General features: G+C 46.3%; 13 protein-coding genes. 11 read left to right on the top strand and 2 right to left on the bottom strand.

The genetic code is table 11. From position 1 onward, the window contains the following. The first annotated feature begins 65 nt into the window (after positions 1–65). The 3 genes from K401_RS0102340 to K401_RS0102330 all read left to right on the top strand — a co-directional run bounded on the left by K401_RS0102340 (position 66) and on the right by K401_RS0102330 (position 2,187). The gene (locus K401_RS0102340; RefSeq protein ID WP_024291461.1) at positions 66–809 is read left to right on the top strand and encodes an ABC transporter ATP-binding protein; all 744 of its coding nucleotides are present in this window, start codon (positions 66–68) and stop codon (positions 807–809) included. A gap of 210 nt (positions 810–1,019) precedes the next feature. Next, on the top strand, positions 1,020–1,340 hold the full coding sequence (locus K401_RS0102335; protein ID WP_024291460.1) for a hypothetical protein: 321 nt from the start codon (positions 1,020–1,022) through the stop codon (positions 1,338–1,340). Positions 1,341–1,464: 124 nt separating this feature from the next. Continuing rightward, a complete protein-coding gene (locus K401_RS0102330; protein WP_024291459.1) occupies positions 1,465–2,187 on the top strand; it encodes a DUF5131 family protein in 723 nt (240 codons plus the stop codon). Between the two features lie 152 nt (positions 2,188–2,339). On the opposite strand, the gene K401_RS0102325 is transcribed toward K401_RS0102330, so the two are convergent. After that, positions 2,340–3,827 (bottom strand): HAMP domain-containing sensor histidine kinase, encoded by a 1,488-nt coding sequence (locus tag K401_RS0102325; RefSeq protein ID WP_024291458.1) that lies wholly within the window; start codon positions 3,825–3,827, stop codon positions 2,340–2,342. 4 nt (positions 3,828–3,831) lie between these two features. Continuing rightward, positions 3,832–4,530: a response regulator transcription factor gene (locus K401_RS0102320; RefSeq protein ID WP_024291457.1), complete on the bottom strand. Its 699-nt coding sequence runs from the start codon at positions 4,528–4,530 to the stop codon at positions 3,832–3,834. Between the two features lie 205 nt (positions 4,531–4,735). On the opposite strand from K401_RS0102320, the gene K401_RS0102315 reads away from it, so the two are divergent. From K401_RS0102315 to K401_RS0102275, 8 genes are all read left to right on the top strand, one after another. Further along, complete coding sequence (locus tag K401_RS0102315; RefSeq protein WP_024291456.1) at positions 4,736–6,274, top strand: ABC transporter substrate-binding protein; 1,539 nt, start codon at positions 4,736–4,738, stop codon at positions 6,272–6,274. 13 nt (positions 6,275–6,287) lie between these two features. Beyond that, a complete protein-coding gene (locus K401_RS0102310; RefSeq protein WP_024291455.1) occupies positions 6,288–7,223 on the top strand; it encodes an ABC transporter permease in 936 nt (311 codons plus the stop codon). A 4-nt stretch (positions 7,224–7,227) separates the two neighbouring features. Next, positions 7,228–8,097, top strand: a complete 870-nt coding sequence (locus tag K401_RS33365) for an ABC transporter permease (protein ID WP_024291454.1) — start codon at positions 7,228–7,230, stop codon at positions 8,095–8,097. Positions 8,098–8,100: 3 nt separating this feature from the next. Next, complete coding sequence (locus tag K401_RS33360) at positions 8,101–9,111, top strand: ABC transporter ATP-binding protein (RefSeq protein WP_024291453.1); 1,011 nt, start codon at positions 8,101–8,103, stop codon at positions 9,109–9,111. After that, positions 9,098–10,063, top strand: coding sequence for an ABC transporter ATP-binding protein (locus K401_RS0102295; protein WP_024291452.1), 966 nt, complete (start codon positions 9,098–9,100; stop codon positions 10,061–10,063). The genes K401_RS33360 and K401_RS0102295 overlap by 14 nt, the downstream gene beginning before the upstream one ends. 182 nt (positions 10,064–10,245) lie before the next feature. Beyond that, a complete protein-coding gene (locus tag K401_RS0102290) occupies positions 10,246–11,100 on the top strand; it encodes a MerR family transcriptional regulator (protein ID WP_024291451.1) in 855 nt (284 codons plus the stop codon). A 107-nt stretch (positions 11,101–11,207) separates the two neighbouring features. Further along, positions 11,208–12,248: an NAD(P)H-dependent amine dehydrogenase family protein gene (locus K401_RS0102285; RefSeq protein WP_024291450.1), complete on the top strand. Its 1,041-nt coding sequence runs from the start codon at positions 11,208–11,210 to the stop codon at positions 12,246–12,248. A 238-nt stretch (positions 12,249–12,486) separates the two neighbouring features. Further along, positions 12,487–12,684, top strand: coding sequence for a DUF4177 domain-containing protein (locus K401_RS0102275; protein WP_024291449.1), 198 nt, complete (start codon positions 12,487–12,489; stop codon positions 12,682–12,684). The last annotated feature ends 125 nt before the right edge of the window (positions 12,685–12,809 follow it).

Here is a 12,809-nt window from a genome sequence, read left to right as displayed (position 1 = left end):
CAGGAATGGATTCATCCCTGCATCCGGCTCATTGCTTTCAGAAATAAAACGTTCAGGAGGGCCTCATGGCACAGTTAAAGGCGGAAGGCATAACAAAATCCTTTGATAGCAAGACTGTTTTAAAAGGAGTATCCTTAGAGCTTAAGGAAGGGGAGCTGGTATCCCTTCTGGGAGTCAGCGGAGGGGGGAAGACCACCCTGTTTCACATCATTGCCGGTCTTTCCCTGCCCGATGAGGGGCATGTGTATCTGGATGGAGAAGAGATCACCGGAAAGCCGGGACTTGTCAGCTATATGCTGCAAAAGGACCTTTTGCTGCCTTACCGTACCATTGTGGACAATGTGGCCCTTCCCCTTCTCATTAAAGGTATGAAGAAAAAGGAAGCCAGAGAAAAGGCAGGAGAATATTTTAAGCTGTTTGGCTTAGAGGGGACGGAAAGGCAGTATCCCTCCCAGCTGTCCGGCGGCATGAGGCAGAGGGCGGCTCTTCTAAGAACTTACTTGTTTTCTAATTCCGTGGCTCTTCTTGATGAGCCTTTTTCCGCTCTTGACATGCTGACAAAGCGGGGAGTGCATGAATGGTATTTAAAGGTGATGGAAGACATTCACCTTTCCACTCTTTTTATCACTCACGATATTGACGAAGCGATCCTTCTGTCAGACCGCATATGCCTTCTGACCGGATCTCCGGGACGGATCACGAAAGAGATCATCATCAGGGAACCGAAACCAAGGAGAAAGGATTTTAATATTTCAGAGGAATTCTTTGGATATAAGAAGGAGATTATAAGGCATTTGGAAGGGGGATGAAACTTTGCGGGCTTTTGAAACGACCGCTCAGACTGTAAAAAAGCAGGAAAGACGGAAAATGCATTTTGAACAGCGCCCTTGATGTGTTTAACAACTGGTCATATAATATAAACAGCGTGGATTTAATATTAAAAAATCGATTAAAAAAACACAGGCAGAAATAGTTACCAACAACGTTATATCCGCTATAAAAAATGAGGGGGAAATGATTTGATTATCAATAATAACAAGCAATTCAATATGTTTCCCTCACATATAAGTATGAGAAAATATATTCTCTATTACAACATTGTTTTTCCAGAGAGAGATACATTTATAGATCAATATACGCTCATGCCTGATGCTTGCGGAACATTGTCGCTTGCATTTGATGGAAACGCTGTAATTGCGGAGCTTTGGGGAGCCTCTATGACACCTGTTTTGTTAGGAATGGAATCCAATCACTATGGGATTCTGCTGCTTATTCAGCTTTCGTCCTGTGGTTTATATCAAATAACGCGCCTGAGTCAGGAAGAGCTTGCAAACAGTTGAAGCTGTGAAACAGTATGAATTGTGCTTTGATATATAAATACATGGCGGATTTGGTAAAATAAAGCCGTCGTTTTAATTGCCTAGAATATATGGGATGACAGGAACATTTGTAAGGAGGAAATCTATGAATTGGGAACCATGGACAGGCTGTTATAAAATAAGTGATGGCTGTACACATTGTTATTTCTATGGACCGCACGCAAAACGCTACGGCCAAAGCAGTATTCAAAAGACAGATAAATTCGATTGGCCTTTAAAGACAAATGCAAAAGGCGAATATAGAATAAAAGGAGACAAAATTCTTGCAACTTGTTTTGCAACTGATTTCTTCCTTCCTGAGGCTGATGAATGGCGGAAAGAAGTTTGGGCTATGATTCGGGAAAGAGCAGATATAGAATTTTTGATTCTAACAAAACGAATTGACCGATTCCTTGTGTCGCTTCCGTTGGATTGGGGAGCAGGATATGACAATGTAAATATCGGGTGTACTGTGGAAAGTCAAGAACTGGCGGACTATAGACTTCCATTATTTTTATCCTATCCCATAAAACGGCGCTTTATAGCCTGTGCGCCACTTTTAGAAGCCATAGATTTAACACCTTATCTTCATGGAGTAGATCATGTTACAGTTGGTGGTGAAACAGGGCGAGAAGCCCGTGTATGTGATTATGATTGGATACTTAATATCCGTGACCAATGCGTAAAAGCAAATATAACATTTTGGTTTAAAAACACAGGCTCATTATTTAGACATGACGGAGTGGTGGATCAGATAAATCCATATAAGCAAACCAGTGTGGCGAATGGATTTGATATAAATATTTCAGATGGTAAAAGGTTATTTTAATGGAAAACACTCCAATGCGCAGATTAATTTGTCCGGTTTTAGAATCATACTAAATTAGATATGATGTAACAGGGCCAAAGTCCCTTAAAAGATGGAGCGTCAGTTCCTTTCCAGCCGGCCTAATGCCGGCTTTTTTGTATGATGGAATCAGATTATTTCTGCCAGGGGATCCGGAAGATAAAAGAAGTTTTCTCACCGGGCACTGAAGTAACCTGGATGTTGATGTTATGGCGGTCTGCGATCCGTTTCGCAATTGCCAGACCAAGACCGGTTCCCGTCCGGTTGTTTTCCCCAATGGACATATAATACTCCTCAAACACATGAGGCAGATCCTTTTCCTGTATGCCGATCCCTCTGTTGCTGATGATTGCAGTGCAGTTATTGGCGTCAATGGTGACTGACACTCCAATTGACTCTCCTGGCAGCGAAAACTTGACGGCGTTATCCAACACGGTTACCAGCATCTGACGCAATCTGCCATAATCCCCCCAGAAAGGAAATATTTCACCGTCCTGTGTATTTAATTCTATGATATGTCCCCCATTATGTGCGATGTGCCTTAAGGTACGGACCGCATCCTCTACGACCATCATAAAGTCAATTTGCTGTTTTTCTATATGATAGCTGGGATTTTGCAATCGGGACAGTTCCAAAAGGTCATTGACCATCCGGTTCATATGAACGCTTTCTGTCAGCATCTCCTTATAGTATTTCTGTACCTGCTCCTGTCCTGTCACAATCCCATCACAGAGCGCTTCCAAAGAACTGCGGATCACCGCAACCGGGGTACGTAATTCATGGGAGATATTGGAAATATAAGTCTTGCGCAATTGTTCCAGCTCCGCCTGCTGCCTGTCCGCTTCTTTAAGCCGTACCGAAAGTATGTCCATGTTATTGGCAAGGATTCCAAGCTCATCCTGGCGTTTTACACCGGTCTTTGCCGTATAATCGCCTTTGGTCATCCTTACGGTAATTTCTACCATACATTTCAGCGGATTTACAATGGTACGTGAGAACTTGAGACACGGTATGATCAGCACCAGCAGAGCGATGAGCATACTCCCGGCCAGCACCCAGCCGGCTTCCAGAATTGTGGAAAACATGTCTCCGGTGCGGGCATGGATGACCACCACCGCTACTGTCCTGCCATCAGAGAACTTCACTGGGGAAGCAATAATGAAGTTTTTCTCCAGCATCCGATCGGACCACCGTTCACTGACAGAGGTTTCTCCCTTCATGGCCTGGTCAATGAGTGACCGCACTTCTGCGGGAATGGAGGAATAGGTAATATTGTATTTGCCAAATTCCACGTGGATCGTCTGTGTGGCGCTGTCCACGATCCAAAGGTTGCTTAGGGCAATGTTATCTATGAAATCCAGATAAATTCCAAGTCTTAAGTTGTTCTGCTTCATCTGCTCTTTAAGCCCCGTCTCAATCGGATAATTCTCCGGTAACTCCTGCTCAAAATACACGCATAGGGAATGCGCGATGGCCTCTGTTTTCTGTATAAAGCCTGACCGATAATTAAGCACTGTAGTTCTGGTATAAATAATCAGAAAAATGCCTCCTACCGTACTGCACATCAGAACAAGTGCTGCGGTAAAATAGAGAAGGATCTGGGCGGTTAGTTTTTGTTTCATTTTATCACCGGTCCTGCCTGATCTCAAATTTATAGCCGGAGCCCCAGACCGTCTTGATCTGCCAGTTGGGATGGCTGATATCAGACAGCTTGTAACGGAGCCGCTTAATATGGGTATCTATGGTGCGCGGGTCACCAAAGTAATCCACGCCCCACACCAGATCCAACAGATTGTTTCGGGTATATACCCTGTTACGGTGGGTGGCCATCAGCCAGAGAAGTTCAATCTCCTTCTTTGTCAGGTTGACAGGGAATTCATTTACCGTCACCGTAAGGTTGTCCAAGGAGATCTTTAAATTGTCATACATGAATAACTGCTTCTGCTGCAGATTTCCCGAAGCCTGATCAATACGCCGCATAATGGCACGTATCCTGGCCATCACCTCGCCCGGTGAAAAGGGCTTTACAATATAATCGTCGGCACCGATATCCAGTCCCATGATCTTCTCAAAGTCCTCTCCCCGTGCCGTGATCATGATAATGGGGATAGTGGAACTGCTGCGGATCTGCCGGCACACTTCAAAACCATCCTTGATCGGCATCATGATGTCCAAAAGAACCAGATCAATATCCTCTCTTTCATATATTTCAAGGGCCTGCTGTCCATCATGAGCCCTGTGTACTGTGTAACCCTCCCTGACACAGTACTCGGTCAGAACGGAAACAAGTTGCCGGTTATCGTCACAGATCAGTATTGTTGTCATTCATGTACCTCCCTTTCTATTACCACTATAATATGAATTTATGGCATTTTCATGTCTTTTTTGACATAAAGTTCACAAATTTGAACGTAAAATGCCACATGATCGCCATAAATTTATTTTATTATAAAGTCAACAATAAAATCAACATATGTGATAGAATTTTGTAGAATATACACATATGTAAAAGGAATAACAGGAGGAAAAAATGAAAAAATGGATTAATTTACTGTTTACTGTAAGTCTTACAATGTTTGTTCTTACAGGCTGCGGAGAAAGCGCCAATACCAGCAAGACAGAGAGCCAGGCCCAGTCTGAGGCCGGTGCCCCTGCCCGAAAAGAGGAACTGATTATCGGAACCGCCGCCGATATCAACAACCTGGATTTACAGAAACAGCAGGATGCTACCAACAACATTGTATTGAAGCTCACTCACGAAACTCTGATTTTCTTCACAAATGAAGGTACGATTGAGCCGCGTCTGTGCACAGGCTGGGAGTTTAAAGACGACACCCACATCGAGTTTAAACTATATGATAACATGTGCTTCTCCGACGGCTCCCCGCTGACCGCGGAGGATGTTAAGTTCACTTATGATATGGGCCTTCAAAATGGGCTCAGCGTATTAAAGGGACTTGTTGAAGTCAATGTTATCGACTCACTGACCGTTGAGTTGGTTATTGACAGTTACTCAAACGAGTTCTTACAGTCTCTTGCCTCTGTTCCTGTGAGCATTCAGTCCAAAGCAGCTTATGAGAGCGGTATGGACGAGCCCTACTTAATCGGTTCCGGTCCGTACAAACTGGATAAGTGGGAACCAGATGAGCAAGTAACCTTCGTAAGGAATGAGAACTATTGGGGGGACAAGAAAGGGGGGTCCGACCGCATTACCTTCCGTCCGATCAAGGAAGCTTCTACCAGGGCCATTGCCCTTCAAAACGGTGAAATTGATGTCTGTATCGATCCGTCCATGGACAACCTGCCGGATCTGGAAGCTGATGAAAACGTAACCGTATTTGAGAGACCCGGTACCCGTCTGTTCTATCTTGGCTTCAACGTAACAAGGCTTCCGTGGGACAACTTAAAAGTAAGACAGGCGGTGGCACATGCGATTGACCGGGAATCTATCATTGATGTGGTTCTGATGGGGAAGGGACAGTCTCAGACTACTATTTTAAACCGTGGCCTGTGGAGCTTTTTTGATGACATGGAAGGTCATCCCTATGATGTGAATGCTGCAAAGGCCGCATTGGCTGAGAGCGGCTATACCCCAGGCGGCAAAATACCATTACTTATCTCCAACGAGAGCGATTACGGCCAGGTAGCTCAGTTGATTCAGGCGAACCTAAAAGTAATCGGTATGGATATTGAAATCCAGACCGTGGAGCCGGCCACACTGAAGACCGAGTGTGTAAATGGTAGCCAAGGCCTGTATTTGTGGAGATGGAACGAGGACAGCAAGGTTGATTTCGTATATCGGGACTTATACTACACCGGTTCCGGCAGCAATTATCATCATTACTCCGATCCGAGGGCTGATGAGCTGACCGACTTAATTCTGACTGAAAAAGATCAGGATAAGCGCCTGGAATACTCCAAAGAGCTGCAGAAATACCTGGTTGAAGCAGTCCCGCAGGTTCCGCTGTACATTAAGAATTTAATCATTGCCTACAATAAGAATCTGCAGGACACCTGCCTATATGGCGGCGGAAACCACGATTGGAGATTCGCTTACGTGACAGAATAGAAGAGGTTTGCTTATGGGACGATATTTATTAAACAGACTGCTTCTCATGATCCCGGTGATCCTGATAACGTCGTTTCTGATCTACTCCGCCATGAACATGACGGGAGGAGATCCGGTCCTCGCTCTGGCCCCTGACAATGCGTCAGAGGCTCAGATCGAGATGATCCGGGAAGAACTGGGGCTTAATGATCCGTTTGTTATTCGCTATTTTAAGTACATGGGCGGAATGCTGAAGGGCGATCTGGGCACCTCCTATGTAACAAAAAAGGATGTTTTCCAGGCTTACATACAAAGGCTGCCGGCCACCATGCAGCTGGCCTGCGCCTCTGTTTTCGTGTCAGTGCTGATCGCAATCCCTCTTGGCATTTATACTGCCATACGCCAGAATACCTGGAAGGATAATCTTGGGATGGTGTTTGCACTTTTCGGTGTTTCCATGCCAAACTTCTGGCTTGGGCTCATGCTCATGCTTTTGTTTTCACTAAAGCTGGGCTGGCTGCCATCCAGCGGCCGTAGTGGTCCGCTGTCCCTGATTCTCCCTGCCGTGACAGTTGGCATGGGACTTGCAGCACTGATTACCCGGACCACACGCTCTTCCATGCTGGACGTGCTCCGTCAGGATTATATGCGCACTGCCAGGGCGAAAGGGGCGGATGAGAAACGGGTGATCCTCAGACACGGTTTGAAAAATGCCCTGATCCCGATTATCACCGTAGTGGGTATGCAGCTGAGCAACGTTTTGACCGGATCTGTACTGGCTGAGACTGTATTTGCATGGCCTGGGGTCGGAAGGCTGATTTTTGATTCTATTTCCAAACGTGACACGCCGATGGTAACCGGGGCTATTATCATGTCCTGCGTCCTCATGAGTATCGTAAACGTACTGGTGGACGTAGTATATGCATTTTTTGACCCGCGTATCAAGGCGCAGTATATAAAAAAGAGGTGATATCATGGCAGCAGAGACTGTAAAAAGCCGTTCCCAGGCCCAGGAGGTCTGGAGGCGGCTTAAGAAAAACAAAGGTGCCATGATCGGTCTTGGTTTTCTGGTGCTGCTGGTCGGGGTTGCCATTGCCAGCGGTTTTATCTTTGATTATGACACGGAAGTGATTGGAATTAACCCCGCATTAAAGCTTCAGCCGGCCAATGCGCAGCACTGGTTCGGCACCGACAACCTGGGACGTGACATTTTCGCCAGAGTTTTGTACGGAGCCCGCTACAGCCTGGTAATTGGTGTTGGCAGCGTGGCCATCGGTCTGGTGGTGGGTGTGATCTGCGGCGCTTTAGCCGGATATTACGGCGGCATGATCGATCAGGTAGTTATGAGAACAAACGATATTCTGTATGCAGTGCCAAATATTATGATTGCAGTTGTTATTGTGTCCCTGTTCGGAACCAGTACGGTGAATCTGTTGCTGGCTCTGTGTGTGACGGTTGCCACGGCATTCACAAGAATCGCCCGTGCTTCCGTTATGACCATCCGGGGACAGGAATATGTGGAGGCAGCCTATGCTATGGGGCTTCCCACCTGGAAGGTTATCGCAAAGCACATCCTTCCCAACTGTCTTTCCCCTATCATTGTTCAGATTACCCTTTCCATCGGAACTACCATCATAGCCGCCTCTTCCTTAAGCTTCCTGGGTATCGGCATTCCAAGCCCGGCACCGGAGTGGGGAGCAATGCTTTCCGAGGGGCGTAACTTTATCCGAAATTCCAGTTATATCTGTGTAATACCGGGGCTTGCCATTATGTTTACGGTACTGGCTTTAAATCTTTTAGGCGACGGGCTGCGGGATGCGCTGGATCCAAAACTGAAAAAGTAGGTGATGAGTATGAACGATATTATATTAGATATTAAGAACCTGGTTATCAATTATGAAACAGATGACGGCTGTGTACGGGCGGTAAGCGGCCTTGATCTGCAGCTTGGCAAGAAAAAAACCCTGGGTCTGGTGGGTGAGACCGGCGCGGGAAAGACTACTACCGCTCTTTCTATTTTAAATCTGGTGCCGAATCCGCCGGGGGTTATTCGGGACGGTGTCATTATGCTGGATGGTGATGATGTGCTGAAGAAGAGTCCCAAGGAGCTGGAAAAAATGCGGGGCAACGATGTTGCCATGATCTTCCAGGATCCTATGACTGCCTTGAATCCGGTTATGACCATTGGTGAGCAGATCGCAGAGAGTATTATACTGCATGAAAACATCTCCGAAGAAGGAGCCATGGAGCGGGCGAAAGAAATGCTTAAGATGGTCGGCATTGCAGAGAGCCGCGCCTGTGACTATCCCCATCAGTTCTCGGGAGGTATGAGGCAGCGTGTGGTCATCGCAATTGCCCTGGCTTGTAATCCGAAACTGTTGATTGCCGATGAGCCGACTACAGCCCTGGATGTGACGATCCAGGCACAGGTACTGGAACTGATGAAGGGGCTGATCAGACAATACGAGATGTCTATGCTGTTAATCACTCACGATCTTGGCGTTGTGGCCGAAATCTGTGATGAAGTGGCGGTTATCTACGCAGGAAAGGTGGTGGAAAAAGGCACTGCCGATGAAATTTTCAATCATACCCTTCATCCATATACGGAAGGATTATTTAACTCCATGCCGAACTTAAAAAAGCGGGGCGAGGAACTGGAGCCCATTCAGGGTATGATGCCTGATCCCATGAACTTACCGGAAGGCTGCTCTTTCGCAGAGCGCTGTCCTTATATGGCAGAGCATTGCCTACAGGTACAGCCGGAGTTGAAACCGGCTGGCGACACCCATTTTGTGGCATGCCTGGCTTATGAGGATAAAAATTTCAAGCTCAGGAGGTATGAGGATGCCGGGAAGTAAATATGTATTGGAAATTGAAAATCTGACAAAATATTTTAATACACCGGCCGGACAGCTTCATGCCGTAGACGGTGTCAGCTTTAAGCTGGAGTATGGAAAGACTTTGGGAATTGTAGGGGAATCCGGCTGCGGCAAGTCCACCACAGGACGGACCCTGTTAAAGCTGACCCCGCCATCCTCCGGTAAGATTACCTTTGAAGGCCAGGACATCACCTCTTACGGCGCTGCAAAGATGCGTAAGCTGCGTACGGAAATGCAGATAATCTTTCAGGATCCCTTTTCGTCTCTGGATCCCAGACAGAGCGTCATACAGCTCATCAGTGAGCCAATGATCCAACATAAACTGGTTTGCGGCAAAGCGGCCATTGAGAAAAATACACGGGAGCTGATGGAGATTGTTGGCCTCTCATCCCGATACGTTAATTCCTATCCTCATGAGCTGGATGGCGGAAGACGCCAGAGGATCGGTATTGCCCGTGCTCTGGCTGTAAATCCCAAACTCATTGTCTGTGATGAGCCTGTATCCGCCCTGGATGTATCAATTCAGGCACAGATACTGAACCTTTTAAAGCAGCTTCAGAGGGACCGTGGCCTTTCCTACATCTTCATTACCCATGATTTGTCCGTAGTAAAATACTTTTCCGATGATATCGCAGTCATGTATCTGGGGCAGATGGTGGAGAAGGCAAGCTCTGATGATTTGTTTGCAGAACCGATTCACCCCTACACCAAAGCACTGCTGGCAGCAGTCCCACACCCGGTAGTGGGAAAGGACCGTCCGCAGCGACAGCTGATTAAGGGAGAGATCACCTCCCCGGTAAACTTACCCGATGAGTGCCGGTTCTCCAAGCGCTGTGACTTCACCTGTGACCTTTGTCTGCAGAAGAACCCTGAGCTTAAGGAGCTGCGTCCGGATCACTTTGTGGCGTGTACGCTGGCAGATGCAATTTAACCAAATCAAGTAGCGAAGCGGATTGCGAATATCCGTTTGACCATTTATGAGGGCTTGTTTTAAGCCCTCTGTTTTTATCTAAACTATGTGAAGAAAATATCAGAAACATTATTGTAAGTATCAAGTTTATTTTGTATAATAAAGACAGTAACCACCACGATTTTCTGCGGAGATTGATGGATATGATAAAATTGACAAATTTTAATGTTAAAAAAATGACAATTGGAGAAATGGCTAAGATCAACCGCATATCAGAACAAACACTGAGGCTGTATGACCGGGAAGGGCTGTTTTCTCCCCTGTACCGGGATGAGAACACCGGATACCGCTACTACGACATCCGCCAAAGCGCCCAGTTAGACATGATCCGGTACATGAAAGCCCTTGGGATGCCCCTAAAGGAGATCCGTATCCATATGAAAAAATGGGATATGGGGCGGGTGAAGCAGCTTCTTATAGAAAACCGGGATGCCATTGATCAGAAGATTGTGGAGCTTAATCTGCAAAAGCGGGCCATTGAACGGACTCTTGACAGCTATGAACGCTATGAGGCGGCTCCTCCGGACGGGGCCATTGTGCTGGAATACATACCAAAGCGCCGGATGTACGTAAAAGAGACGAAAACAAATTTTTATGATTATGAAATCGATGAGTACGAGCGCCTTCTGCGCAGTTTAAAGGAGGATATGGCATCCCGCAACATCTCTCCGTTTTACTTTGCCAATGCCGGGACCATTTTAAAGCGTGAGAACTTTATGAAACGAAACCTGTATTCCACCCAGGTGTTCGTGTTTGTGGACCAGGAATATGTTGATGAAGAACTGATAACCATCATACCGTCAGGTTCCTATCTTTGTATATACTGTGACCGCTTTTCCAAGGAAAAGGAATACGTGGACCGCCTGCTTGCGGCAATAGAAGAAAATCATTACAGGGTGACAGGGGATTACATATGCGAAGTCATTGTGGAAATGCCTCTTGATTATAAGGAAAGGGGCATGTTCCTGCGCCTTCAGGTACCGGTCCGCATGTCCTGATATTTGGTGATTTTGCTCCATTGACCTGATACCGTCTATAACCTTTATAATGAAGTCATCAGGAGCAAAACTCCAAAACAAGTTCTTATAAGGAAAGGATGACGATGATGATGAATTACGAAAAGATCCGGGTGGTACAGTATGGCTGCGGTAAAATGGCAAAGTATATCTTAAGATACTTATATGAAAAAGGTGCTGAAATCGTAGGTGCCATTGATGTGAACCCTGATGTGGTAGGCATGGATGTGGGCGAATTTGCCGGCCTTGGATTTAAGATCGGCGTTCCCATCCGCAGTGATGCTGACGCGGTTCTTGATGAATGCGATGCAGATATCGCCGTAGTGACTCTGTTCAGCTTCATGGATGACGTATATCCTCATTTTGAGAAATGCGTTTCCAGAGGGGTCAATGTGGTGACAACCTGTGAGGAAGCCATTTATCCATGGACAACCGCTTCTGCCATTACCAACCGCTTAGACCTTCTGGCAAAAGAAAACGGCTGTACCATCGTGGGTGCCGGAATGCAGGATATTTACTGGATCAACATGATCGGCTGTGTGGCAGGCGGCGTTCACCGGATCGACCGCATAGAAGGCGCGGTCAGCTATAATGTGGAAGACTATGGCCTTGCCCTTGCAGAAGCTCACGGTGCAGGCCTTACCCCTGAGGAATTTGAGGAGAAGATCGCCCATCCAACTACCCTGGAGCCTTCCTATGTATGGAACTCCAATGAAGCGCTGTGCAGCAAAATGGGCTGGACCATCAAATCCCAGACACAGAAATGCGTTCCTTATTACTATGATAAAGACTTATATTCCGAAACTCTTGGAGCTGCCATTCCCAAAGGCAACTGCATTGGCATGAGCGCGGTTGTGACCACGGAAACCTTCCAGGGTCCGGTCATTGAGACCCAGTGCATCGGCAAGGTTTATGGCCCTGATGACGGAGACATGTGCGACTGGAAGATCATCGGAGAGCCTGATACAACCTTCTTCGTTCAGAAACCGGCTACAGTAGAGCATACCTGTGCGACCATTGTAAACCGCATTCCAACCATACTGAACGCCCCTGCAGGATTTGTAACGGTTGAAAAGCTTGACGATGTCCGGTACCTGTCTTATCCCATTCATTTATATCTGGAAGGCTAAGAATGAAGATCAATCAGTAAGAAGATAAAAATCCGCAGAGAAAGGAGACTCTGCGGATTTTTTGTGTGACAGGAAACGGAATGATTAAAAACCTGATATCCCTTTTTTTGTTTTGAAGAACATGATATTATATAAAAAAGCTGCTGTTCCATGCAGGCGTCAGATACCCGCCGGGTTCTTGGGCGGACTGTATAAAACGTTTGCAGGGCAAAAGAAGAAAATAACAGGAGGTAAGAATATGGATGGATTTGAATATAAAACTCTGTTCACTGATGCCAAAGGGATGTTGGGAGGTAAAGTTGACCAGGGTGCATTCCAAAGGGAATTGAATGAATTAGGCCGTCAGGGCTGGGAATTGGTAAGCACGGTTGCTGCCGCTCAAAGCTATGGAAGTACAAGGTGGATCATTTCAACATTTAAGCGAAAAATAGAGTAAATCTGCAAAACCATAAATGAAAACTAATGATAATGCGTCAAATTATAACATATATCGCATGATAGGAGGAAAACGCTCTTAATATTCCGCAAAAAACCATAGTAATACCGAATGAACGACAAATA

Source organism: Lacrimispora indolis DSM 755, from assembly GCF_000526995.1.
Lineage (GTDB): Bacteria > Bacillota > Clostridia > Lachnospirales > Lachnospiraceae > Lacrimispora > Lacrimispora indolis.
This window is presented reverse-complemented; position numbering and strand designations above follow the sequence as displayed.

Coding starts and splice junctions, on each gene's coding strand:
- K401_RS0102340 (WP_024291461.1), top strand. CDS start 66: ATGGCACAGTTAAAGGCGGAAGGCATAACAAAATCCTTTGATAGCAAG.
- K401_RS0102330 (WP_024291459.1), top strand. CDS start 1,465: ATGAATTGGGAACCATGGACAGGCTGTTATAAAATAAGTGATGGCTGT.
- K401_RS0102325 (WP_024291458.1), bottom strand. CDS start 3,827: ATGAAACAAAAACTAACCGCCCAGATCCTTCTCTATTTTACCGCAGCA.
- K401_RS0102320 (WP_024291457.1), bottom strand. CDS start 4,530: ATGACAACAATACTGATCTGTGACGATAACCGGCAACTTGTTTCCGTT.
- K401_RS0102315 (WP_024291456.1), top strand. CDS start 4,736: ATGAAAAAATGGATTAATTTACTGTTTACTGTAAGTCTTACAATGTTT.
- K401_RS0102310 (WP_024291455.1), top strand. CDS start 6,288: ATGGGACGATATTTATTAAACAGACTGCTTCTCATGATCCCGGTGATC.
- K401_RS33365 (WP_024291454.1), top strand. CDS start 7,228: ATGGCAGCAGAGACTGTAAAAAGCCGTTCCCAGGCCCAGGAGGTCTGG.
- K401_RS33360 (WP_024291453.1), top strand. CDS start 8,101: ATGAGTATGAACGATATTATATTAGATATTAAGAACCTGGTTATCAAT.
- K401_RS0102295 (WP_024291452.1), top strand. CDS start 9,098: ATGCCGGGAAGTAAATATGTATTGGAAATTGAAAATCTGACAAAATAT.
- K401_RS0102290 (WP_024291451.1), top strand. CDS start 10,246: ATGATAAAATTGACAAATTTTAATGTTAAAAAAATGACAATTGGAGAA.
- K401_RS0102285 (WP_024291450.1), top strand. CDS start 11,208: ATGATGAATTACGAAAAGATCCGGGTGGTACAGTATGGCTGCGGTAAA.
- K401_RS0102275 (WP_024291449.1), top strand. CDS start 12,487: ATGGATGGATTTGAATATAAAACTCTGTTCACTGATGCCAAAGGGATG.